Genomic DNA, 22,475 nt, shown 5'->3' on the forward strand with positions numbered 1-22,475 from the left:
CATAAGCGCTTTTATTGGAGCAGCTTACGCGATTTGCACAGGGCTAAAATATTGAAAGCAGGGAATTTATGGGTCAAAATCTTGATTCTAAAGAGGAAAGCCCCAGGCATTAGAATGCCGGGGCTTTCCCACTTGTTTGATTTCCATTCCAGTATAGCGAATCAGGTTAAACTGATCGGCACTTTTAAATTGTTGATGATAGGTGATTTAAATGGGTATAGGGCTTGACAGGTTTGTGGCGAAACCCGGGACGGATGTTTTTGATCTAGTTGCGTCAGGCGAGTGGCTTGCCGATCTCCCAGTGATGGCCGAAGGGATCGAGAACACGTCCGATGCGCCAGTCGTGTTCGGTCCTGATGGGGCAGATGGGGGTAGCGCCGGCCGCGATGGCGCGGTCGAAGGCGGCGTCGGGGTCTTCGATGGTGAGGATCATGCGGACGGTGCCGCCGTTGAGGGTCTCGGGGCTGAAGTTTTTGTACTCGGGGGCTTCATCGGCGACCCAAAAGCCGTAGCCGTTGATGGCGAGATTGCAGACTACGCCGCTGGTCGGGTCTTCGAAGCGGAAGAGCTCTTCGGCTGCGAAGGCGGCCTTGTAGAACTCGACTGCCTTGGCTCCGTTTCGGACAGAGAGGAACGGGACAAGGGTGGTGGGGATCATGGTGCCTCCTTCGCTTCACTTGAAGGGCCGTGGAGGCAGTTTATCGCGGATTCCACGCGGGGATGGTTCGTGCTTCCGCGCGAATGCCCACCTTGGCGACGATGATGCCGTCGCGAAGATGGGCACCCGATTTCGTGGAGGAGGTTCGGGCCACTCGGCCCAACCGATTCAGCTCTACTTCCACTCCCATATTTTGGAGAGGGTGTTGCCGGAGGCATCCACTTCGTATTCGAAGGCTCCGCAGACGTTGTTGACGCGCGCAAGCTTCTGGGATGCGGTTTGGAAGAACAGCATGCCGCGGTAGCTGACAGCACCTCCGGGGCCGAATTTACCTACGCCGGTTCCGGTCCAGGTGATGGCCTCGCCATCCTCCGTCAAGCTGAGGCCCTGTCCCTGGCCAAGAATGGAGCCATCCGGACGGATGACGGAGGTGTAGGTTCCCATACCGGTGGTGGGAGTACCGAATATCTGGCCGGTGTCTTCGAAGGAAACTTCTGCGGCTGGTGGGTCGATGGAGATGACCCGTCGGACAAGTCTTTTTCCTTTGGTTTCGCCAATCTGTTCTCCGAGCATGATGGATCTCTCTTTCACAAGGCTTGAATTGCACTTCCCCGGGGTGCGCAATTGTAGTCCCAGAAGCGGGCTGGTGATGGAGAGATGTTGGGAGGAGTGGGATGACCGATGGGATGGGTTGGGTTCGCGCTTTACGCGGTGCGCGGCCCTGCGTGACGTCCAGGGATTTGTCATCCTGAGCGAAGTTTGGCGCGTTCTTTGCGCCAGACGCAGTCGAAGGACCTGCGGTTTGCTCGAGTTCAGGGGAGATGCGCTGCTATGCTGGGCTCGATGAACGAAGCCATGTATTACACCTACATTGTGCAAGTCGCAGTCATAACTTCTATGTCGGTATGACGAGTGAGATTGAACTTAGGGTTGAGCAACACAAGCAAGGTCGATTCGAAGGGTATTCGAAAAAGTACAACTGCAACCGACTGGTGTGGTTTGAGCGGCATCCCTATGTTCAGGATGCAATTGCGAGAGAGAAGCAGTTGAAGGGATGGTCTCGCGCCAAGAAGATAGGGTTGATTGAACGGGAGAATCCGGCTTGGGTGGATCTGAGCGAAGAGTGGGGCCAGCCGGTGAAGATGATTGGTGAGGTTTGAGGACTGGAAAAGCAACCGCAGGTCCTTCGACTGCGTGGTTCGCAAATGCGCGAACCACTTCGCTCAGGATGACACGTTTTTTCGGGTATCGGGCAGGTTCGCGCTTTGCGCGAATGTCCCACTCATGCGATGAGACCGCATGAATGGGGCACCCGGCACCCGATGGTAGGTTATTCGGAATTTATGGGCCACCCGCCTAGACTGCTCTCTCGGCTAAAACGGCTGGCACCTGCGCCCACTGTGAAGAGATTGCGTTCCATCTCGCTGGAAATTTTGCTCTGACCAGCGGCGATGGGTGCGCCGAAGTTAACAATGTAAGATCTGTCTCGCCGAGATATGCCTTGGCTTTTGCAGCCTTGCTTCCAACCAGAACTACAGCCCGGAGCATTGGAAGGAGGCTGACGAGTTCCAATGCTCCGGGCTACACCTTCGTCCAACTCCTGCCCCGTCACTTTACGTGTTCCATTCCACCAGGGGATTACATTCCACGTAACAGTTAGTTTTCGAGGGATCCCTGCATGTTGCATAAAGTTGAACGTTGCTTCCGCACTGGGATCATCGTTGTTGCGGCTAATGAATCCCGAACCGTCTTGGCTAGCTGTCATTGGACCGGGCTTTTCGAATAAGAAAGACTTGCGCATGAATCCCACCGTCAAATGGGTCGAACTCAGGGACCTCTACTGAACCACGCTCGCGCAGCTTGGCCGCATATGCAGTCAAAGGTGCAATGTGCGGTTGGTAAAGCATTGTTTGTCGACGTTGTCGCACGCCTGCTTCACGCATCGAGCGGGGTTTGTCATCTTGTTCATACTCGAACGTTGTCATTTGGTGGCTCTCTGACATCCTCGTCAAAGCTATCTTCCGAACCGCTGTCGTCCCTGCATCTGGCTCATCATTCTTTGCTGGGCCTTCATGCCTCCGCCTGAGCCCATGGTCTTAAAGACCTTGCGCATCTGGGCGTACTGTCGCAGGAGGTTGTTGACGTCCTGGACCGTGGTTCCGGAGCCCTTGGCGATGCGCTTGCGCCGGTTGCCGTTGATGATCTCGTGGTCGAGTCGCTCTTTCCTGGTCATCGAGTTGATGATGGACTCGACGCGGGTGAACTGGCCTTCGTCTACGTTGTCGATGGCCTGTTGCATTCCGGCGAAGGGGCCGACGGAGGGAAGCATCTTGAGGATGGACTTCATGGAGCCCATCTTTTTGATCTGACGGAGCTGGTCGCGGAAGTCCTCGAGGGTGAAGCCGTCGCCGGAGAGAGCCTTCTTGGCGAACTGCTCGGCCTTGCCGCGGTCGAGGCGCTCCTCGGCGCGCTCGAGAAGGGTGGCGATGTCGCCGTGGCCCATGATGCGGGAGACGATGCGGTCGGGGTGGAAGGGCTCGAAGGCGTCGGGCTTTTCGCCGGTGCCCAGGAACTTGATAGGGGCTCCCGTCACGTGGCGGATGGAGAGGGCTGCGCCGCCGCGGGCGTCGCCGTCCATCTTGGTGAGGATGGCACCGGTGATGGTGAGGCGGTCGTTGAAGGCCTTGGCGGAGTTGACGGCGTCCTGGCCGGTCATGGCGTCGGCGATGAAGAGGATCTCGGAGGGCGAGAGTAGCTTCTTGAGGCCGGCCATCTCGTCCATGAGCTCGGAGTCGATGTGGTTGCGGCCGGCGGTGTCGACGATGAGCATGTCGCAGCCGAAGTTGGCGGCCTCGCGCCTGGCTTCGCGAGCGAGGCGCTCGACGAGGCGGGAGTCGGCGGGTTCGCCCTTGATATCGCCCTCGTAGAGATTGGCGTTGATGGAGCGGGCGACGATGGCGAGCTGCTCGCGCGCGGCGGGACGATAGACGTCGACGGAGACGAGCATGGGTCGGTGCCCGGCCTTCTTGAGCCACTGGGCGAGCTTTCCGGAGGTGGTCGTCTTACCGGAGCCTTGGAGCCCGGCCATGAGGATGACCGACGGGGGCTGCGAGGACTTCTGGAAGCGGGCGGTGTCCTTGCCGAGAACGTTGACAAGCTCGTCGTGGACGATCTTGACGATCTGCTCAGTGGGGGAGAGGGCGGTGGCGACCTGCGAGCCCATGGCGCGGGCGCGGATGTGCTCGACCAGCTCGGTGACGACGGCGAGGTTCACGTCGGACTCGAGCAGGGCGAGGCGGATCTCGCGCAGGGCGTCGGAGATGTTCTCGTCGGTGATGGAGCCCTGACCGCGGAGGTTTTTGAAGGATCGCTGGAGCTTGTCTGAGAGGTTTTCGAACATGACTGTCTCAAGTTTAGCAGCGGGGTTCAGGGCTGTGGTCGCCAAGGGGTTCAGGGGGCGCTCAGGAGACTTTGGGTCCAGGGATCTCCTTTGGCCGGGTGAGAAAGGTCATGGAGACGTAGGCGCCGATCCACGATCCCAGGGCGGCGAAGAGGACGTAGATCCAGTGCCTGGTGTAGCTGATGACGGCGAAGGCGGACAGAATGTACCAGATACTGCTCCAGGTGGCGGCTGGAACGCGGCGGCGCGAGGAGACGGCGGCGTTGAATAGCACGTAGACGGCATCGGTGGCGGCGGTGGAGACCAGCACACCGAGCGCCAGCAGGGGATTGAGATGGGGCATGAGATTTCTCCTTTCGAATGAGGTTTCGGGAAGGCGATATCGGAATCCGGATTTTGGGAACGATATTAGTCGGCCGATGCGAACAATTTTCGAGGGGAGTACGACGGAGGGTTCGTAGCTAAGCTGGTACGCGAACGAGCGGGGTCGGATTTTCCCGGGCGGTGGCGGAGATAATCGGTTCATGCAAGCACGGTTGCAGCAGTCGGGTAATCTCCAGATTGTGCGGGAGTACATGGTGTTCCTGCGCGTGGAGAAGGGGATGAGGCCGGCGACCTGCGAGGCTTATCGGTGCGACCTGGAGCAGTTTGCCGAGCATGTGGAGGGGCGTGACGGCCTGCTGGTCACGGCGGGGCAGGAGGATGTCGGGGGCTTCATGGAGAGTTTGCGAAGCCACGGGGTCGATTCGCGGTCGGTTGCGCGGAAGCTGAGCGCGCTGCGAGGGTTCTATCGCTGGCTGCTGATGGATAAGAAGATCTCGCACGACCCGACGGTGAATGTGGAGAGCCCGTCGAGCTGGAAGATTCTGCCGAAGAGCCTCGCCGAGAGCGAGGTGGCGGAGATGCTGGAGAAGACGGGCGTGGCCGCGCGTGTTGCCGATGCGGATGGGCTGGCGCTGCGGGATCACGCGATTCTCGAGCTCCTGTATGGTGGCGGGCTGCGCGTAGGGGAGATCTGCTCGCTGCATGTGGAGGATCTTCACCTGGATACAGGCCGGGCGCAGGTTCGCGGCAAGGGCGACAAGGAGAGGATCGTTCCGCTGGGCCGATCGGCACTGGAGGCGCTGGAACGATATCTCGCGTTGGGGCGTCCGGAGCTTGAAGGCACGAAGAGAGAGCGCACGCTCTTTCTGAGCGTGCGGGGGAGACCCCTGACACGGCAGTGGGTGTGGGAGATGGTGCGGAGCGTTTCTCCCGCGGGAAGGAAGGCGAGCCCGCACAAGTTGCGCCACAGCTGTGCGACCCACATGGTGGATCACGGAGCCGACCTGCGAAGCGTGCAGACGCTGCTGGGACATGCCGACATTGCGACGACGCAGGTGTACACGCACGTGGCCCTGGGCCGTCTGAAGCAGGTTCATCGCATGCATCATCCGCGAGGGAAGCGGCCTGATTCCGGGGCGGAGGTTTAGCCGTGGAGCCGGAGATGGAAGCGGGCGAGTTTCGCGATCTGGCGGAGCGATTTCTGGCGATGCTGACGAATCAGCGTGGAGCGTCCGAACACACGGTGCGGGCCTATGCGCGGGAGATTCGCAGCTTCGCGGTGTATCTCTCCGAGAGCCTGGGCGCGAGCGCCGGGATCGCCTCGGTGGAGCACACGCACATCCGCTCGTATCTTGGAGTGCTTTACGAGCGCGGGTTGACGAAGGCAAGCGCGGCGCGGGCGCTGGCTGCGGTGCGAAGCTGGTTCCGATGGCTGGCGAAGGAGCGGCTGGTGGAACAGAACCCGGCTCTGCTGGTGAGCACACCGAAGCTTCCGAAACACCTGCCGCGCGTTCCGAGCGTGGAGGAGGTCAACCGGGTGTTGAATTCCCTGGAGGCACCCTCGAAGCAGAGGCAGGGAAGCGCAGAAGCGGCCGAGGCCGAGCCTATTGCCTGGCCGGAGCGGGAACGGACGATCTTCGAGCTGCTTTATGGCTGCGGGATTCGCAACTCCGAGCTGGTGGGGCTGAATATGGACAGCGTGAAGTGGGGCGACGAGGCGATCCTGGTGCGGGGGAAGGGACGGAAGGAGCGGCTGGTTCCGTTGGGAGACGAGGCCGCGGCAGCGCTGCGGAGCTATCTTCCGGTCCGTGCGGAGCGGCTGAGCGCTGCCGGCAAGGGTGCGCTGGTTCACGAGGGACCTCTGCTGATGAACCTGCGTGCCCGGGGCGACTGCAGGCTGACGACGCGCAGCGTGGGACGGATTGTGAAGGCGATCGCGTTGAGCAGGGGCTTAGCCGCGGACGTGCATCCGCACACGCTGAGACATGCCTTCGGCACGCACATGCTGGAGGAAGGCGCTGATCTGCGCGCCATCCAGGAGATGCTGGGGCACGAGAGGCTCTCGACTACGCAGCGTTATACGCAGTTGACTGTGGGTCAGGTTCAGCGTGTGTATGACGAGACGCATCCTCGCGCGAAGTAGAGGGCATCTCGGCGATAGGCAGCGACAATTGCTGCGATGGCGAAGCGGGACCCTCTTCGGAGTAGCTGGATGTCGCTTCAGTCAGGTGAGGCAGAAAGATGGAAAAGACGGTGCCGCTATGTTGGGGAGACTGGCTGCTTCTGACTAAGATATGTCCCTTGTGGCGCGCAACGATCTGGCTGCTGACCCACAGTCCCAGGCCAGTTCCGGCGGAGCCTTTCGTGGTGTAAAAGGGCTCGAAGATCTGACGCATGGTGGCACGGTTCATCCCGGTTCCGGTGTCCGCGATGATGATTCGCGCGCCGCTGGTTTTTGTCACGGGATCCAATGCCTTGCGAATTCGCACTCTCAGGCGTCCACCTGCCGGCATCGCATCGAGCGCGTTGCCGATGAGATTGGCGAGCACCTGTCTCAACTCGCCCTGGTGCACGAAGAGAGACGCAAGAGGCGCATACTCCCGGTGAATTGCCACATTGGACGTGGTCAGGCGGCCCAGATGGAGCGAAAGGGCGCTATCGACGATCTCCGACAGAAGCGTCGAGGACGGCCCGCGATTGTTCCGGAAGAAGCCGAGGGTCTGGGACGCAATGTGTGAGACGCGCCCCAATTCATGCTGGGCCAGTGTGAGATAAGTGCGGGCTTCGTCGGAGAGTGTCTCGTGCTCGACGAGATAGAGCAGGTTGGTGATGGCTTCGAGAGGGTTGTTGATCTCGTGCGCGATACTGGCGGCCATGCGTCCAGCCAGCGCCAGTTTGTCGGCATTGCGCATGGACTGCTCGGCGCGTCGCGTGTTGGTAATGTCGCGGGAGACTTTGGAGGCTCCGATCAGAATGCCGGAAGAGTTTCGGATAGGCGAAACGGTCATGGACACTATGATCTCGCTGCCATCCTTATGGCGGCGCAGGGTTTCGTAATGATCGACCGACTCTCCGCGGCGGATTTTTTCGAGAACGCGTTCCGTGTCCTCCTGGCAGGTGGGGGATGCCAGCTCCGAGGTGGAGTTTCCGAGCATCTCGGCGGCAGTATAGCCAAAGACCCGTTCCGCACCTCTATTCCAAGAGGTGATGGTTCCGTCGAGGTCGCTGCTGATGATGGCATCGTCGGAGGATTCGACGATCGCGGCGAGGAGGGCGTAGCTTCGATCCGGCTCCTCTTGCCAGAGCCTTGCGATACTCCGGGAGTCCAGGGAATTTGAGGAGGCCGGTTGGCTTTGCTTCCCGTTGGGTGTCCAGAGGGTGGGGCCGGACGATTCACGGGTTTTGGGAGAAGACTCGACGGTTTCCGTCTCCTCTTCAACGCCGTTTGCCCGCGGTACCGAGCCCGATGTGCTCATGCTCCCTACCCGACGGCCGGTATTTCGTAGATCAGCAGCCATTACCAGAGTTAGGATGCAGAATGTCGACCCAAACGCTGCCAGCGGCGACGGGATTGCAGCATCGGAGGGGCCTTTTTGGGTACGTCAGTACCGAGGCACGGCAGCGTCGATGGCGCGGGACCAATGATCGATGCCGCCGGCAAGGGACTGAACGTGTTCAAATCCCTGATTCCGCAGCCACATGGTCACCGAGAGCGAGCGAGCTCCATGATGGCAGAGCACGACGATGGGTTGATCCGGATCAAGTTCCTGGTGTGCGCGCGAGGGGACATCGCCCATGGGCATGAGGACGGATCCAGGGAGGTTCGCGGTACTAAACTCCCATGGTTCCCGAACGTCCAAGAGGACAGGTGGGTCAGGTTGCTGGCGTTGTTGGGCAAAAGCCTCGGCGGTGATCTCCGGAGGAAGCATAGGTTTAAAGAGTATCGCAAGAGGCCGGGAGATCGGGGTGGAACCCCGGAGAAAGGCTAAACGCTTCTTGTTCAAGAGTTAGACAATCTGCCGCAGAGCAGTTGAAACGGGTATCCAAGGATGCCTCGCGAAACGGTACACTTAAGGATTTAGAGGCATCGAAGCAGGTATCTGCCGACAAACTCTGGTACGGAAAGCAGGAAGATTTGGAACGAGTTTTGATCGTCGAAGATGAAGTCCACGCGCGTACGGGACTGACTGAGCTGATTGAGAGCTGGGGGTATAAGACCGAAGGCGCCGCCGACGGAGTGGAGGGCCTGGAGAAGGCCATCGCATGGAATCCGGGCATCGTGGTCACTGATCTGAAGATGCCACGGATGGATGGGATGGAGTTGCTGAATCGTATTGCCGATCTTCCCAACCACATGGCGGTTGTGATGATGACGGCGCAGGGCTCGATCGAATCCGCCGTGGAGGCTATGCGGAAGGGCGCGTATGACTACGTGCCGAAGCCGGTGGATCCTCTGCGGCTAAGGACGATTCTGCAGAATGCGAGCCGTCAGCACGTCGATGTCGATACCGAGCTGGAGACGATACGGCGTCGTCAACGCGAGACCGGGATGCTGGGACCGCTGGTGGGAACCTCGGAGAGGATGAAGGCGGTGTTTTCGCTGATCGAGCGGATTGCGCCCTCGAATGTGAGCGTACTGGTTACAGGCGAGAGCGGCACCGGAAAGGAACTGGTTGCCCGCGCGCTGCATGAACTGAGCTCCCGCCACAAGAAGGCGTTTGTCGCGGTGAACTGCGCCGCGATTCCCGAGACTCTGATCGAGAGTGAGATCTTTGGCCATGAGAAGGGGGCCTTTACGGGTGCGGTGGAGCGCAGGGCGGGATGTTTCGAGCTGGCTGAAGAGGGAACCCTGCTTCTGGACGAGATTGGAGAGATGCCGGCAGCGACGCAGGCCAAACTGCTTCGTGTGCTCGAGGACCGCAAGCTGCGACGTCTTGGAAGCAAGGCGGAGACACCGGTGGATGTGCGGGTCGTGGCGGCGACCAATAAAGATCCTGAGCAGGCGGTCGCCGCAGGCGAGTTGCGGGGAGACCTGTATTACCGCTTGAATGTCTTCAACATCCAGATGCCTCCGTTGCGCGAGCACCTTGAAGATGTTGCGCCGATTGCGCAGAAGATGATTGGAGACATGAACGAGCGGCATAACTGTACCGTGACCGGTCTGAAAGAGTCGCTCCTCAAGAAGCTGACGGCGTATTCGTGGCCGGGCAACGTTCGGGAGCTGAGGAATACGATTGAGCGGGCGACGATCATGGCTGGAACGGGAATGTTGGGCGTGGAGCATCTTCCACCCAACTTTGGCGAACCGGGCTTTGCCCCCTCAACGACCAAGAGCGGCCGCTTCAGTTCCGCAGCCGCGGAGAATGCTTCCGACAGCTCTCGTTCGAGCGAGGTGGAGCGTTATCTTGAGGACCAGAATACGGTGCGAGTGGAAGTGGGGACCACGGTCGATGAGGCGGAACGGCAGCTGATTTTGAAGACCCTGATGGCGACGCATAACAATAAAACAAAAGCCGCTGAGATTCTTGGCATCAGTTCGAAGACCCTGCAGAACAAACTGAAGGAATACTCGAATAACTCTGCCCTGGTGGATTAGGCATGCGGCTGAAGACGAAGCTGGTGGTATCGGCTACCGGACTGACGTTCGCGATTGTTGCGGTGCTCTCGCTCCTGTTTGTCGGCGAGCTTCTGCGACAGCGCATCGAGCAGACAGCTGCTGCCAATAACGTGCTCGCGAGCGAGGTCACGTTGATGACGCGGCAGGCGGTGGAGACTGGCCTGCGCGCCAATCCTCCGTCGGACCTGGGGAACGAAGCCCTGTACGCTGCCGTCGGAGGCGCCCTGCGCAGGTATCAGCCGCTGGACGATGTGATGAACGCGATCGTGCGTTACTCGCCCACGGTGCAGGATGTCAGCGTTACGGACGCCCGTGGCATCACGGTCGTGAGCACCGATCCCGAGGCGGTGAATCAGACGGCTCCCCAGCGAAACAGCCTCGAGAGCATTCAGAACGGAAGCATTGCCTATCAGCGCCGGCAGGTGTTTGGACGACCCCAGGTGTTTGACACGGTGCAGCCGCTGGAGAGGAATGGCCAGCCCTTTCTCGCGGTCCATGTCGGGGTTCGGTCCACGTTTCTTCGCAACTCCTACGAGCCCTGGCTGCGGGCGGCTGGTCTGTTTGCGCTGCTTGCCGCGCTGGCTGCGATGCTGGCCGCCGCGGTATTGGCAAACGCCGCGCTCCAGCCGATTGAACAGATCAGCCGCCAGCTGGAAAAGCTGACGCTGCAGGCAGGGGAGCCGGCAGCCTCCGCCGCTCAAGGAAAAGCCGACAGCGATGCGATGGTCCGCGTTTCGCAGACGATCGACCGCCTGGGGGAGCAGATGCGGTCCAAGGAGGCCGGTTTTACGACGCTGCAGGCGAATCTGAACCAGATGCTCGATACCCTTCGGGACGGTGTGCTTCTGTTTACGGCAGACCGCCGAGCCGCGATGGTCTCGGACGCCGTTGCTTACTTTCTGAACTATCCCGAGGGAGAGCTGGTGGGAAGGCAGCTGGAGGAGATCTTCGAGCCGGATACGGCGCTGGGGGCCGCGGTTCTGGCCTCGTTTGCCGATGGGGATTCCGTCACCGCCGAAAGCGTGACTCTCGAGGACGGCCGGAGGGTGCAGATCTCGCTGGATCGTTTCAACGATGGCCTGGGAGAAAGTATGGGAACCCTGGTGACGCTGCGCGACCTGGAGTGGGTGATGCAGCTCGGGCAGGAGCTGGAGATCTCGCGTCGTCTGGCGGCCATCGGGCGTCTGACGGCCGGGGTCGGGCATGAGGTGAAGAACCCGATCAACGCCATGGTGGTTCACCTGGAGCTGCTGCGCAGCAAGCTTTCGGCGGCGGGGCCGGAGGCCTTTGGGGGAGCGCAGCGTCACGTCGATATTCTTGCCGGCGAGATGCAGCGGCTGGACCGGGTCGTACAAACGCTCGCCGACTTCTCGCGGCCGATGGACATGAAGCTGCGCGAGCAGGATCTGCGCCAGGTTGTGGCCGCGGTGGTGGATTTGACCGCCGCCGAGATGCATGAGAACGGGGTCCTCGTCCGCGTCGACTCACCGGAAGATCCGCTGATGGTGCGCGTGGACGCGGAGCTTGTCCGGCAGGCGCTGCTGAATCTTATGCTGAATGGAATGCAGGCGATGCCAGCGGGAGGGAAGCTGGTCCTGACACTGCATCGCGAACATCAGTTTGCGGTGGTGGAGGTGACCGACGACGGAGAAGGTATCGCTCCGGAGGTGCTTCCGCGTATCTTTGAGCTGTACTTCACTACCAAACCCAAGGGCAGTGGAATCGGGTTGGCGATGACCTATCGCATCCTGCAGCTGCATGGAGGCGCACTGGACGTGCGTTCGAACAACGATCCACGCGCACACGAGCGAGGAACGACATTCACGCTGCGGCTGCCGGTGGCTTCCGCAGCAGACACAAGAAAGGCTACGTCGGCTGGAACCAGCCGTAGAGCCCTGGGAGAGCACGTTTGAGGCGGCATAGCAGCAACCCGGTAACGGCGAGGACCGCGATGCGATGGGCGCTTGCCTGCGCGCTTACCTGCGGCCTGAGTGGCTGCAGGCATAAGCCCGTGCTTCCGCCCCTGCCGCCCATTACGCAACCGATGGCGCTATTGAGCTCTCCAGAACCGGCGACGCCTCCTATGATTGAGCCGCCAGAGGTGGACCTGCCGCCGATGCCTGTCGCCACGGGCTCATCGCCCCGACGCGAACGGCGAAGGCGACCGTCAGCGCCGACGACTACGTCGGCTGCGCAGCCGACGCCGCCTGCCGAAACTCCAGCGGTTACGGTGTCGCCCGAAGAGGCTGCAATCGGTGCGCTCTCCCTGGGCGGAGAGGCCAATCCTCGTGCCCAGCAGGAGGCAGTGGAGCTGCTGAACTCGATCGAGGGACGTCTGCGTAGTCTGCCCGCACAGAAGCTGAACATGGAAAAGACACAGATCAGCCGTATTCGAAACTTTCAGAAGCAGGCACAGCAGGCCCTGGACACGGGCGATACGGAAGGCGCGATGACGCTGGCCACCAAGGCAAAACTCTTACTCGATGATCTTGAGAAGTAGTTAAAGACAGACCGCGGCAAACCTGTCGTTTGCCGCGGTCGATATTCGTGGATTCCGGCCTGCTATGCCTCGGTGCCGTGGCACTTCTTGAACTTCTTGCCGGAGCCGCACGGGCACGGATCGTTGCGTCCTACCTTCTCGCCGGTGACACGAGGAGCGTTCCCGTTGGTCGCAGTGGCGGTTCCCACGGCGCGGGCCTGGTCGAGCTCACGCTGTTTTTTCCGCTGGAACTCGCGCTCGAGGGCATCGATGGTCGTGGAGGGCGCACGGGTGGGAATCGGGACGGGCGCGTGCTCCGGCGCTGCAGGATGCGTCGATGCGGGAGCGAGTTCCGGCTGTGCGGGGAGTTCCGGAACGGATGGGCCGAAACCTCCGAAGCCGGGAGGGAGCTGGTCGACGCTCTCGATGGGAGTGCCGTCGGGACCGATGATCTGCATCCGGAAGAGGTGCCGCAGCGTGTCCTCCTGGAACCGCATCATCATGGTCTCGAACATCTCGAAGGACTCTTTCTTGTAGGCCACCAGGGGATCCTGCTGAGCGTAGCCGCGCAGACCGATGCCCTCCTTCAGGTGGTCCATCTGGAGCAGATGGTCTTTCCAGAGACCGTCGAGGACACTGAGCATGACCACACGCTCGTGATAGCGCATCGCCTGCGGGCCAAGGATGCGCTCCTTGATCTCATAGCGGCCCCGGAGATTTTCGAAGATGGCTTCGCCCAGTTCATGGCGATTGAGATTCGAGACGTCAACCTCATTCTCAAGATGCGATCCGAACTGATCGAAGATCTGCGTGAACAAGGCCTCGGTCTTCCACTCTTCCGGATTTACCTTTTCGGGAGTGTTTTCATCCAGCATGTTCGACAGGATCGTCGAGAGATAGTCGTCGGTGATGAGCTGCTTCTGATCGACGCCCTGCATCAGCTGCTTGCGGAGGCCGTACACGGCCTCGCGCTGCTTGTTCATGACGTCGTCATACTCGAGGACGTGCTTGCGGGACTCGAAGTTCTGGGTTTCGACGGCCTTCTGCGCGGCCTCGATGCGGCGGGAGATCATGCCGCTCTCGATGGGCACGCCCTCCTCCATTCCGAGCCGCTGCAGCAGGGTGGAGACCCATTCCCGCGCGAAGATGCGCATGAGATCGTCTTCAAGCGACAGGTAGAAGCGGGAGGCTCCGGGATCGCCCTGTCGTCCGGCGCGTCCGCGAAGCTGGTTGTCGACGCGGCGGCTTTCGTGGCGCTCAGTGCCGATAATGTGCAGACCGCCGGCGGCGATGACGGCGTCATGCTCCTTCTGGGCGGCGCTGGAGTGAGCGGCGACGGCGGCGTCCCAGGACTCCAGCGTCGTCTCGAACTCCTGCGACTGGTAATAGAAGCGGAACATTCCCGGTCCTGCGACCGGCGAGATGGTTCCTTCCGCGGCGGAGACAGCGCGAGCCTGCGACTTGCGCACGAGGTCCTGACGGGCCATGAAGTCGGGATTGCCGCCAAGAAGAATGTCGGTTCCGCGGCCGGCCATGTTGGTCGCGATCGTCACCATACCCAAGCGGCCAGCCTGGGCGACGATCTCGGCCTCCTTCTCGTGGAACTTCGCGTTCAGCACGACATGGCGAACGCCCTTGCGCTTGAGGATCTCCGAGAGGAGCTCGGACTTCTCGATGCTGGTGGTGCCGACGAGGACCGGCTGCCGCTCCTCGTGCAGGCGGGCGATCTCGTCGGCCACGGCGAAGTATTTCTCCTTGGCCGTGCGATAGACCACATCGGCATTCTCGATTCGCAGCATGGCACGGTTCGTCGGGATGACGACGATCTCGAGTTTGTAGATCTTGTCGAACTCCGCGGCCTCGGTCTCGGCGGTTCCGGTCATGCCGGAGAGCTTCTTGTACATGCGGAAGTAGTTCTGGAAGGTGATGGTCGCAAGGGTCTGGTCTTCCTTGCGGATGGTGACGCCTTCCTTGGCTTCGACTGCCTGGTGCAGGCCGTCGGACCAGCGCCGGCCCGGCATGAGGCGGCCGGTGAATTCGTCGACGATGATGACCTCGCCCTCTTTCACGACGTATTCGACGTCGCGCTTGTAGAGGGAGTGCGCCTTGATGGCGACCTCGACATGGTGCTTCAGGTCCCAGTTCTCCGGGTCGGCGATGTTGCCGATGCCGAGCAGCTTTTCGATCTTCTCCCAGCCCTCATCCGTAACCGTGATCGCGCGGGTCTTCTCATCGACGACGTAGTCCCCGCTCCAGGTCTTGTTTTCGAGCGTCTCAATCAGCTCTCCCTTTTCGAGCTGGGGAATGATGACGTTGACGCGGGCATACTTGTCGGTGGTCTGGTCGGTGGGACCGGAGATGATCAACGGCGTACGGGCTTCGTCGATCAGGATGGAGTCCACTTCGTCGACGATGCAGTAGTAGTGTCCGCGCTGGACCTGGTCGGCGATCTCGAACTTCATGTTGTCGCGCAGGTAGTCGAAGCCGAACTCGTTGTTGGTGCCGTAGGTAATATCGGCGGCATAGGCTTCGCGGCGCTGCGTATCGTCGAGGTCGTGCACGATGACGCCGACCGAAAGGCCGAGGAAGCCGTAGATTTTGCCCATCCACTCGGCGTCGCGCTTGGCCAGATAGTCGTTGACCGTGACGACGTGCACACCGCGTCCGGCGAGTGCATTGAGGTAGCAGGGAAGGGTAGCGACGAGGGTTTTTCCTTCGCCGGTCTTCATTTCGGAGATCTTGCCGGAGTGCAGCACCATTCCACCAATCAACTGCACGTCGAAGTGGCGCATGTGCACGACGCGACGGCCGGCCTCGCGGACGACGGCGAAGGCCTCGGGGAGAATGGCGTCGAGTGCGGCCGTTTCGGCGGCGGAACGCGCGTCTGCGTTCTCCGGAGTGTCTTCGATGCCCGCGATAGCCTCGACGATCCGCTGCCGGAACTCAGCCGTCTTATTGCGCAGCTCGTCGTCGCTGAGTGCCTCCGTGGCGGACCCGAGCGCGTTGATCTGGGCAACGGTCGGTACCAGCCGCTTGACCGCCCGCTCATTATTGGTTCCAAAGACTTTTGCTAAGACTGAGTTGAACAAAACCTATGTCCTTCGTGGTGGCGCAGAATCCTTACCCACTTATCAGTGTAAATGGTTCGGACGATGGCCGCGCACCGACTGGGGCGATTCGTAACCTGTTCTTAAAAAAAGAGAACGGCTGACACTGCCGCCGGCTTTGGGCTAATCTCGCATACACATGCATCCTCGTCTCGCATACACCCAGGAGAAGACATGTACCGAAAGAATGCTTCCCGCCGGATTCATGAAAGTTCCATGAAATAGGAGCGGCCGCACTCCCATTCGCTTCCCGGCAGAAAGAGGGCGGGAGCGGATGGCTTACTCTGGCGAATCAGGCAGGTGATCCCCGTGATGCTGAGCTATGCGCAAACATCGATTGTGATCTGTCTTTCCGTTGCCGGAGCGCTTCTGCTGGTTATGGTTCTGAATCGTCTATGGCCGATTCAGAATCGCAAGCTGCTCAACGACGTGACCGGATGGCAGCTGGGGGTGCTCGGGACCACGTATGGAGTCATTCTGGGCTTCATGCTCTACACGGTATGGGAGGGATTTCGGGCAGCCCAGATCGATGCGGATCTTGAAGCGACCTCGATGCTGAATGTCTACCGGGTCGCAGGGGGACTGCCTTCTCCCCAGAAAGAGCGAATCCGTGAGCTGGCCCGGCGCTATGAATCGGTTGTCGTGAAGGAGGAGTGGCCGGCCATGCAGCACCAGCAGGAAGATCGTCCTACAACTGCTGTTCTGGGTGAGATGTGGCAGGTTCTCGAGACCGCAAAGCCAGAGACCGCCATCGTGACCAACAGCATCGATCATATCCAGTACGCCATGAGCGATCTTGCCGAGCGGAGGAATATGCGCGAACACCAGCGCAGCGACCAGATGCCCTCGCTGTTGTGGGTTCTGCTGGTTCTAGGCGGAGGGGCTACGATTGTTTCGTCATGCTTGCTGGGGAACGACAAAAAGTGGCTTCACTACTGCCAGGTGGGAGCGCTTACCTTTGTGGTGGCAACCGCGTTATCGGCGATCGCCGATCTGGCGCGGCCTTATGAAGGAGCGGTAGCGGTTCAACCGGGGTCGTTCGTGCTGGCCCTGAAGGCGATGGAATCGCAGGAGAAACACTAGTGTCCGCCCATTGCCTCCGGATCAGGCTTGACCCTCTTTTCGGGCAGCCGCATGACGAACGGCAGGGGGATGAGGCAGAAGATGACGACGGAGAGGATAAAGAACGCGCTCTCATAGCTCAACATCTGCGCCTGGCGCAGCATCTCCTGGTAGGCGTGCCCGATAGCCATCTGCGTGGCGGCTGCCGTGGACGTTCCGTGCGAGATCAGCATGGACGTCATGCGATCCATATACAGCCGGTAAGGAACACTGCCGGGGATTACGTTTGCGGCGAGTGCGGCCTGGTGGACCTGTGAGCTTCTGAAGATATAGGTCGTCAGCAGCGCGGTTCCCATGCTTCCGCCCAGGTTGCGCGCGAAGTTGGAGAGGCTGGAGATCTGGTTGGTTTTGTCCGCGGGAACGCCTACATAGTTCAGCGTGCTGATGGGGATGAATACAAAGGGCAGGCCGACCACCTGGATCATGCGCCAGAGCGTCACGGTTGTGAAGGCGGTATTGAGATCGAGCCGCGTGAGGTTGTAGATACCCGCCGCGGTTGCGGCGTAGCCCATCGCCACCATCAGGCGCGGGTCGAATTTACCCAGCGAACGGCCCGCCACCGCCATCATGATCATCATCACAAAACCGGCGGGGGAGAGTACCATGCCTGCGCGTTCGGCGGTGTATCCCAGAAGCACCTGCAGATATTGCGGGATCAGCACCGTGCTCCCGAACAGCACCATGCCCAGGACCAGCTGCAGAAAGACGGCGGTTCCAAAGTTGCGGTTCTTCAGCAGCTTCAGATCGACGATGGGATGGGAGTGGTTCCACTCCCAGATGACGAAGGTGATGAGGGTCACGAGTGCGAGGATCGCGCAGGTGACGATCATCTGCGAGCCGAACCAGTCCTTCTCCTGTCCCTTGTCGAGCGTGAACTCGAGGAAGCCAACGCCGATGGCGACCAGGCCAAGCCCGAAGAAGTCGACCCGTTCGTTGCGGGACTGCTTCATGCGGACCTTAAGGTGCGGTGGATCTTCCACCATGCGATTGCTGAGGTACAGCGAGAGCAAGCCGACCGGAATGTTGATGAAGAAGATCCAGTGCCAGTTGAAGCTATCCGTGATCCAGCCGCCGAGCGTAGGTCCGATCGCGGGGGCAACGACTACGGCCATGCCGTAGACGGCAAAGGCCTGCCCGCGCTTTTCGACAGGGAAGGTGTCGGCGAGGATTGCCTGCTCGCTGGGCGCGAGACCGCCGCCGCCGGCTCCCTGCAGGATACGAGCGATGATGAGCATGGGAAGCGTCTGCGCGAGACCGCAGAGAAGCGAGCAGATGGTGAACAACGCCACGCAGGTCATGTAGAAGCGCTTGCGTCCGAACCGGTTGGAGAGCCATCCGGAGATGGGAAGCACGATGGCGCTGGAGACGAGGTAGCTGGTCAGGACCCAGGTGGCTTCGTCCTGGCTGGCGCCGAGTGTGCCGGCCATGTGAGGCAAGGCAACGTTTGCGATCGAGGTGTCGAGAACCTCCATGAAGGTCGCCAGCGTCACCGTCAGGGCGACGGCCCATGGATTATGGCGCGGCTTCCAGATGGGGGGAGCGAGGCTCAGCGTAGCGACGGCGGTTGACATATCAGCTTCCTGAGATAATATCAGCTTACTGATATTAATTTGGCAAAGAGATCGAACATTTCGAAGCCTGTGGACGAGAGTCAGCGGGACCAGCGGTATCAGCAGACCAGGCAGGCGCTACGGGCCATGAAGCGCATCCTGACGCACTTTCGCGTGCTGATGGACGATGAGCTTCGACCCCAGGGCGTTACCACCGCGCAGATGCAGGTGCTGTTTGCCGTGCGCAATACGCCTGGCAGCTCCGGTGCGCAGCTTGCCCGATCCTGCTACATCACTCCGCAGACCACTCAAGCGCTGCTTAAACACCTGGAAGAGGCCGGTTTCATCGTGCGGGGCAAGGACCCGGTGAACGACCGGATCGTTACGGCACGTATTACACCTGCGGGAGAGCGGCTCGTGCAGTCGGTCGAAAAGACGGTGCGGGGGTTGCAGGCCGGGCTTTGGCAGGGGGTCACGGACAGTGAGTTGACGCGATTCAATGCGTTGCTGGAGCGTTGCCTCTGCAATCTCGATATTGCGGACGAATCGGCCGGGGGCTGCCGCTAGGCGCGGGCGGCGAATCGCAGTCTTACATAATCGGCAACCCAGTTTCCGTCGCCGTCGCGGAGAATCGGCTGCAGCAGCCGGACGGTCTGGTCGAGCGCGTTCGCACGATCCGCTGGGGACAGCCTGTCCAGGACGCCATTGCGAAAGGTCTCCAGCCACGCTGTCATGCCGTTTGGAAGCGGAGTCGGTCGCGGAATCAGGTCGATGGACACCACCGTGAATCCAGCGGCCACGAGCAGGCGCCGATATACGGCTGGAGCCGGATAAAACGATGCCGCCGCCTCTTCGGGGTCGATGCCGTAGGGCTCAAGGACTGCCGATAACGCCGCGCGAATTGCCGCGATATTACCCTGACCTCCCATCTCCGCCACGAACCTGCCACCGGGTTTGAGCGAGCGATGAATGGATGCCAGCAGGGCTGGATGGCGATCTTCGGAGAGCCAGTGCAATGCGGCATTCGAGAAGACCGCGTCAAACTCGTGCCGATAGGGAAGGGCGTCGGCGCTGTGGTGTTCTACGTCGAGGCCTCGCTTCTTCGCGGCTTCGAGCATCGCCAGGGAGGAGTCCACGCCCTTGACCCGTGCTCCGGCTGCCGCAAGCTGTTCGGTCAGCACGCCATCTCCACAGCCTACGTCGAGAATGCGCTCTCCGGGCTGCGGGGCAAGCAGATCGACAACAGCTGAAGCAAGTGTTGCGACGAAGCGGCCGTTCGCGGCGTAGGCCTCTGTATTCCAACTCTGTCCGGTGGTTTCCATGTGAAGGCTATTGTTGCCGCTTCCGGCTGTTCGCGCGAGCAACATTAGAATTTCTTGGCACAGGATAAGCTGTCTCGGATAGAGACGGCACGGCGTTCCACCGTGTCCTCCGGTTGTGCGAATTGACGGCTAGGTGCCGTAGCCTCGGTGTTTCATCTCCAGCAGCTCCTGGTTGCTGGGCCACGCGATGGTCAAAAGAAACGCCGCGTCTTTTGCGGCCTCGACCTCATGCGGAATCGAGGCGCTCAGCGTCATGAGGCTGCCCTGTGGCAGATCGTGAGTTTTGCCCTGAGCGGTGAAGCGGATCTCTCCTTCAAGGACCTGTACGGAGATTGTTCCGTCGGTATGATGCTCCTTCATCCGGGAGCCACGCTCCATCGTGATCAGAACGGTTCTGAAATCCGCCTTCTTAAACAGGGTCTTTGCGAAATGGCCGGCAGTCCAGGGCTTCTTGCTTCGGGAATCGGCGATCTCCTGCGTCAGGTCGAATCGCGCAAGATCATCGATCATGTTGCCGTCGTCTCGTGAAGTGGTCATCGCTCTTCTCTCCTCCCCGTTCAGGCCAACATCCTACGCCTATGGGTGGCCTACGCCTACAGGTGGCCTATGTCTACGGGTTGTTGGATGCGCTCTTTCCGGCTCGGGCTGACTTCGAGGCGCACCGCGTTGCATACTTATGATTCGTGCGCTTCCTCTCCTGCATGATGGAGCAGAGCGCACCAAAGGGAAAAGGAGCGATCTCATGGCAGAGAATACGGCGGCGGCAATCGAGTTTGCGCGCGGCAACCAGCAGCGTTTCGTCGAAGAGCTGAAGGCGCTTTTGCGTATACCGTCGATCTCCACGCTGCCGGAGCATGCCCCGGATGTGCGCCGCGCCGCGGAGTTCATCGCCGGGGAGCTTCGCCGCATTGGCATGGAGAACGTTCGCCTGGTTGAGACCGTGACCGACGGCCATCCCGACGGCCATCCGCTGGTGTATGCCGACTGGCTTCACGCGGGAGAGGGGGTTCCCACCGTACTCTGCTATGGCCACTACGACGTGCAGCCTGCGGAGCCCCTGGACGAGTGGACAACGCCGCCGTTTGAGCCTGCGGAACGGAATGGCAATCTTTATGCCCGCGGAGCCGTCGACGACAAGGGTCAGATGTGGATGCACGTGAAGGCGCTCGAGTCGCTGTTTGACGCACACCAGGGCAAGTTGCCCGTCAATGTTCGCGTTCTTATTGAAGGGGAAGAGGAGGTGGGCGGCGAGGGAATCGCATGGTTTGTGCGGGAGCACGGTGGTCAGCTTCGTGCCGACGTAGTGCTCATCAGCGATACCGATATGTTCGCTCCCGACCTTCCCACGCTGTATGTCGGTCTGCGCGGCATGATCTATACGGAGCTCGAGGTCCGTGGCGCCCGAACGGATCTCCACTCCGGTATGTACGGTGGAGCAGCGCCGAACCCCTTTGTCGCGCTCGCTCAGATGATCGCGAAGCTCAAGAATGAGGATGGACGCATCCTGATTCCTGGCTTCTACGACAAGGTCGCTGCACCCAGTTCCGATGAACTCAGAACGTGGAAGACCCTGGCCTTCGATGAGGAGCGCTATCGAGAGAACCAGATCGGCTCTCGTGAGCTGATCGGTGAGCCAGAGTATGGCGTGCTGGAGCGTATCTGGACTCGGCCCACGCTCGATGTGCATGGAATGCCGGGGGGGTTCATCGGAGCAGGAGCGAAGACGGTCATCCCCGCAAAAGCTGTTGCCAAGATCAGCATGCGCCTTGTGCCGGATCAGGTGCCGGCGGAGATCTTCGCTCAGTACAAGGCCTACGTTGAATCCATCGTCCCTCGCGGGGTCGAGGTTACAGTCCGATTAATCCACTCCGCCGATCCGATCGTCGTTTCGACCGACAATCCTTACGTCAAAGCTGCCACCAGCGCCATGCATGAGGTCTTTGCTACGGAGACGGTCTTCGTGCGCAGCGGTGCCTCCATTCCCGTCGTGGGTGATTTCGTGCGCGAGCTTAACATGCCTACACTGCTGATGGGCTTCGGCCTGCCGGATGACAATCTGCACGCGCCCAACGAGAAGTTTCACCTTGCAAACTTTCATCGCGGCATCGAATCGATCGTGCGTTTTCTCGCCAAAGTCGGTGCCTGATGAACGGAACTTCGCTCGCAGCCTATGTTCTGGCCGGGGGCAGAAGCTCGCGTATGGGGCGGGATAAAGCCCTGCTTCCGCTTGCAGGCAGGCCTCTCATCGAACATGCGGTTTCGAAACTTCGGCGCCTGACCCCGAATGTCTCCATTCTTGGCAGTCGGCCGGAGCTTGCGTCCTTCGCTCCGCTGGTGCCCGATCTTCGTGAGAGCTGTGGCCCGCTGGGAGGTATGGAAGCGGCACTCACGCACACAAGTCAGGAATGGACCATGATCGTTCCGGTCGATATGCCGTTTTTGCCGGCGGCCTTGCTACGGCGCTGGGCTGGCGGTGTCCTCAGGCAGCAAGGAGCGAGGGCTGGAATCTTTATTGTGGATGAAGTTCCGCAGCCAACGCTGTGCCTCCTCCATCGGGAGATGCTGCCTTTGCTTTCCGCCGCGGCCACGCAGGGCCGGTACAAGCTCTATCCGGCGATCGAGGAAGCTGCCCGCACACTCGCTCATCGGCGCAGCGTCATGCTGGAAGAGGTTTTTCTTCGCCATCCATGGACGCAGGAAGACGCGCTCTCCTTGTTTGAAGAACTTGGAGGGGACGGCTGGGAAGGGGATCGTGAGAGCATTCTTACCCCGGCTCAGCGAGCTGCATCGCATCTCTGGTTTGAGAATTTGAATACGCCAGAGGAATTTGCGGAGGCGCTGCAGCATCTTGATGCTCTGGACGGTTGAGAAACCCCGAGCCCTGGTGGGTGTATCC

21 protein-coding genes are annotated in these 22,475 nt (G+C 60.5%); 10 read left to right on the plus strand and 11 right to left on the minus strand.

What is annotated here, in order from left to right:
• Positions 1–274 precede the first annotated feature (274 nt).
• Both BDD14_RS23625 and BDD14_RS23630 read right to left on the minus strand, forming a co-directional pair.
• Positions 275–658 (minus strand): VOC family protein, encoded by a 384-nt coding sequence (locus BDD14_RS23625; RefSeq protein WP_130421767.1) that lies wholly within the window; start codon positions 656–658, stop codon positions 275–277.
• A gap of 174 nt (positions 659–832) precedes the next feature.
• On the minus strand, positions 833–1,231 hold the full coding sequence (locus BDD14_RS23630) for a hypothetical protein (RefSeq protein ID WP_130421769.1): 399 nt from the start codon (positions 1,229–1,231) through the stop codon (positions 833–835).
• A 248-nt stretch (positions 1,232–1,479) separates the two neighbouring features.
• On the opposite strand from BDD14_RS23630, the gene BDD14_RS23635 reads away from it, so the two are divergent.
• A complete protein-coding gene (locus BDD14_RS23635) occupies positions 1,480–1,818 on the plus strand; it encodes a GIY-YIG nuclease family protein (RefSeq protein WP_130421771.1) in 339 nt (112 codons plus the stop codon).
• A gap of 594 nt (positions 1,819–2,412) precedes the next feature.
• Here BDD14_RS23635 and BDD14_RS32575 read toward each other — a convergent pair.
• The 3 genes from BDD14_RS32575 to BDD14_RS23650 form a co-directional block, all read right to left on the minus strand.
• Positions 2,413–2,643, minus strand: a complete 231-nt coding sequence (locus BDD14_RS32575; protein ID WP_207231813.1) for a hypothetical protein — start codon at positions 2,641–2,643, stop codon at positions 2,413–2,415.
• Positions 2,644–2,672: 29 nt separating this feature from the next.
• On the minus strand, positions 2,673–4,058 hold the full coding sequence (gene ffh / locus BDD14_RS23645; protein WP_130421773.1) for a signal recognition particle protein: 1,386 nt from the start codon (positions 4,056–4,058) through the stop codon (positions 2,673–2,675).
• A 61-nt stretch (positions 4,059–4,119) separates the two neighbouring features.
• On the minus strand, positions 4,120–4,401 hold the full coding sequence (locus tag BDD14_RS23650; RefSeq protein ID WP_130421775.1) for a hypothetical protein: 282 nt from the start codon (positions 4,399–4,401) through the stop codon (positions 4,120–4,122).
• 181 nt (positions 4,402–4,582) lie between these two features.
• On the opposite strand from BDD14_RS23650, the gene BDD14_RS23655 reads away from it, so the two are divergent.
• Both BDD14_RS23655 and BDD14_RS23660 read left to right on the plus strand, forming a co-directional pair.
• The gene (locus tag BDD14_RS23655) at positions 4,583–5,530 is read left to right on the plus strand and encodes a tyrosine recombinase (RefSeq protein ID WP_130421777.1); all 948 of its coding nucleotides are present in this window, start codon (positions 4,583–4,585) and stop codon (positions 5,528–5,530) included.
• Between the two features lie 14 nt (positions 5,531–5,544).
• Positions 5,545–6,525: a tyrosine-type recombinase/integrase gene (locus tag BDD14_RS23660; protein WP_130421779.1), complete on the plus strand. Its 981-nt coding sequence runs from the start codon at positions 5,545–5,547 to the stop codon at positions 6,523–6,525.
• Here BDD14_RS23660 and BDD14_RS23665 read toward each other — a convergent pair.
• Both BDD14_RS23665 and BDD14_RS23670 read right to left on the minus strand, forming a co-directional pair.
• Positions 6,449–7,858 (minus strand): two-component system sensor histidine kinase NtrB, encoded by a 1,410-nt coding sequence (locus BDD14_RS23665; protein WP_165420218.1) that lies wholly within the window; start codon positions 7,856–7,858, stop codon positions 6,449–6,451. The genes BDD14_RS23660 and BDD14_RS23665 overlap by 77 nt on opposite strands.
• A 126-nt stretch (positions 7,859–7,984) precedes the next feature.
• Positions 7,985–8,311, minus strand: a complete 327-nt coding sequence (locus BDD14_RS23670; RefSeq protein ID WP_130423551.1) for a rhodanese-like domain-containing protein — start codon at positions 8,309–8,311, stop codon at positions 7,985–7,987.
• 206 nt (positions 8,312–8,517) lie between these two features.
• On the opposite strand from BDD14_RS23670, the gene BDD14_RS23675 reads away from it, so the two are divergent.
• The 3 genes from BDD14_RS23675 to BDD14_RS23685 are packed head-to-tail and all read left to right on the plus strand — an operon-like array spanning position 8,518 to position 12,499.
• Positions 8,518–9,978 (plus strand): sigma-54-dependent transcriptional regulator, encoded by a 1,461-nt coding sequence (locus tag BDD14_RS23675; protein ID WP_130421784.1) that lies wholly within the window; start codon positions 8,518–8,520, stop codon positions 9,976–9,978.
• A gap of 2 nt (positions 9,979–9,980) precedes the next feature.
• Complete coding sequence (locus BDD14_RS23680) at positions 9,981–11,912, plus strand: sensor histidine kinase (RefSeq protein ID WP_130421786.1); 1,932 nt, start codon at positions 9,981–9,983, stop codon at positions 11,910–11,912.
• Positions 11,909–12,499 (plus strand): hypothetical protein, encoded by a 591-nt coding sequence (locus tag BDD14_RS23685; RefSeq protein WP_130421788.1) that lies wholly within the window; start codon positions 11,909–11,911, stop codon positions 12,497–12,499. Before BDD14_RS23680 ends, BDD14_RS23685 begins: the two co-directional genes overlap by 4 nt.
• A gap of 62 nt (positions 12,500–12,561) precedes the next feature.
• Here BDD14_RS23685 and secA read toward each other — a convergent pair whose 3' ends face one another.
• Positions 12,562–15,567, minus strand: coding sequence for a preprotein translocase subunit SecA (secA, locus tag BDD14_RS23690; protein WP_130421790.1), 3,006 nt, complete (start codon positions 15,565–15,567; stop codon positions 12,562–12,564).
• A 330-nt stretch (positions 15,568–15,897) separates the two neighbouring features.
• Between secA and BDD14_RS23695 the strand changes: the two genes are divergently transcribed.
• A complete protein-coding gene (locus BDD14_RS23695; protein WP_242618275.1) occupies positions 15,898–16,668 on the plus strand; it encodes a bestrophin-like domain in 771 nt (256 codons plus the stop codon).
• On the opposite strand, the gene BDD14_RS23700 is transcribed toward BDD14_RS23695, so the two are convergent.
• Positions 16,665–18,278 (minus strand): DHA2 family efflux MFS transporter permease subunit, encoded by a 1,614-nt coding sequence (locus BDD14_RS23700; RefSeq protein WP_130421794.1) that lies wholly within the window; start codon positions 18,276–18,278, stop codon positions 16,665–16,667. The two genes, BDD14_RS23695 and BDD14_RS23700, sit on opposite strands and share 4 nt — an antisense overlap.
• 39 nt (positions 18,279–18,317) lie before the next feature.
• Here BDD14_RS23700 and BDD14_RS23705 point away from each other — a divergent pair, with 39 nt between their 5' ends.
• A complete protein-coding gene (locus BDD14_RS23705) occupies positions 18,318–18,824 on the plus strand; it encodes a MarR family winged helix-turn-helix transcriptional regulator (RefSeq protein WP_130421796.1) in 507 nt (168 codons plus the stop codon).
• Here BDD14_RS23705 and BDD14_RS23710 read toward each other — a convergent pair.
• Complete coding sequence (locus tag BDD14_RS23710; protein ID WP_242618163.1) at positions 18,821–19,624, minus strand: class I SAM-dependent methyltransferase; 804 nt, start codon at positions 19,622–19,624, stop codon at positions 18,821–18,823. The two genes, BDD14_RS23705 and BDD14_RS23710, sit on opposite strands and share 4 nt — an antisense overlap.
• Positions 19,625–19,708: 84 nt before the next feature.
• Positions 19,709–20,116: a cupin domain-containing protein gene (locus tag BDD14_RS23715; RefSeq protein WP_130421798.1), complete on the minus strand. Its 408-nt coding sequence runs from the start codon at positions 20,114–20,116 to the stop codon at positions 19,709–19,711.
• A gap of 205 nt (positions 20,117–20,321) precedes the next feature.
• Between BDD14_RS23715 and BDD14_RS23720 the strand changes: the two genes are divergently transcribed.
• Both BDD14_RS23720 and mobA read left to right on the plus strand, forming a co-directional pair.
• The gene (locus tag BDD14_RS23720) at positions 20,322–21,725 is read left to right on the plus strand and encodes a dipeptidase (RefSeq protein ID WP_130421800.1); all 1,404 of its coding nucleotides are present in this window, start codon (positions 20,322–20,324) and stop codon (positions 21,723–21,725) included.
• A complete protein-coding gene (mobA, locus tag BDD14_RS23725; RefSeq protein ID WP_130421802.1) occupies positions 21,725–22,447 on the plus strand; it encodes a molybdenum cofactor guanylyltransferase in 723 nt (240 codons plus the stop codon). Before BDD14_RS23720 ends, mobA begins: the two co-directional genes overlap by 1 nt.
• The last annotated feature ends 28 nt before the right edge of the window (positions 22,448–22,475 follow it).

This window comes from Edaphobacter modestus, assembly GCF_004217555.1.
GTDB lineage: Bacteria > Acidobacteriota > Terriglobia > Terriglobales > Acidobacteriaceae > Edaphobacter > Edaphobacter modestus.

Excerpts from the sequence above, each read along its gene's own strand:
- BDD14_RS23665 (WP_165420218.1), bottom strand. The coding sequence starts at position 7,858 with ATGAGCACATCGGGCTCGGTACCGCGGGCAAACGGCGTTGAAGAGGAG.
- BDD14_RS23635 (WP_130421771.1), top strand. The coding sequence starts at position 1,480 with ATGCGCTGCTATGCTGGGCTCGATGAACGAAGCCATGTATTACACCTA.
- BDD14_RS23630 (WP_130421769.1), bottom strand. The coding sequence starts at position 1,231 with ATGCTCGGAGAACAGATTGGCGAAACCAAAGGAAAAAGACTTGTCCGA.
- BDD14_RS23695 (WP_242618275.1), top strand. The coding sequence starts at position 15,898 with ATGCTGAGCTATGCGCAAACATCGATTGTGATCTGTCTTTCCGTTGCC.
- BDD14_RS23720 (WP_130421800.1), top strand. The coding sequence starts at position 20,322 with ATGGCAGAGAATACGGCGGCGGCAATCGAGTTTGCGCGCGGCAACCAG.
- BDD14_RS23700 (WP_130421794.1), bottom strand. The coding sequence starts at position 18,278 with ATGTCAACCGCCGTCGCTACGCTGAGCCTCGCTCCCCCCATCTGGAAG.
- BDD14_RS23670 (WP_130423551.1), bottom strand. The coding sequence starts at position 8,311 with ATGCTTCCTCCGGAGATCACCGCCGAGGCTTTTGCCCAACAACGCCAG.
- BDD14_RS32575 (WP_207231813.1), bottom strand. The coding sequence starts at position 2,643 with ATGACAACGTTCGAGTATGAACAAGATGACAAACCCCGCTCGATGCGT.
- BDD14_RS23710 (WP_242618163.1), bottom strand. The coding sequence starts at position 19,624 with ATGTTGCTCGCGCGAACAGCCGGAAGCGGCAACAATAGCCTTCACATG.
- mobA (WP_130421802.1), top strand. The coding sequence starts at position 21,725 with ATGAACGGAACTTCGCTCGCAGCCTATGTTCTGGCCGGGGGCAGAAGC.
- BDD14_RS23655 (WP_130421777.1), top strand. The coding sequence starts at position 4,583 with ATGCAAGCACGGTTGCAGCAGTCGGGTAATCTCCAGATTGTGCGGGAG.
- ffh (WP_130421773.1), bottom strand. The coding sequence starts at position 4,058 with ATGTTCGAAAACCTCTCAGACAAGCTCCAGCGATCCTTCAAAAACCTC.
- BDD14_RS23625 (WP_130421767.1), bottom strand. The coding sequence starts at position 658 with ATGATCCCCACCACCCTTGTCCCGTTCCTCTCTGTCCGAAACGGAGCC.
- BDD14_RS23650 (WP_130421775.1), bottom strand. The coding sequence starts at position 4,401 with ATGCCCCATCTCAATCCCCTGCTGGCGCTCGGTGTGCTGGTCTCCACC.
- BDD14_RS23680 (WP_130421786.1), top strand. The coding sequence starts at position 9,981 with ATGCGGCTGAAGACGAAGCTGGTGGTATCGGCTACCGGACTGACGTTC.
- BDD14_RS23715 (WP_130421798.1), bottom strand. The coding sequence starts at position 20,116 with ATGACCACTTCACGAGACGACGGCAACATGATCGATGATCTTGCGCGA.
- BDD14_RS23660 (WP_130421779.1), top strand. The coding sequence starts at position 5,545 with ATGGAAGCGGGCGAGTTTCGCGATCTGGCGGAGCGATTTCTGGCGATG.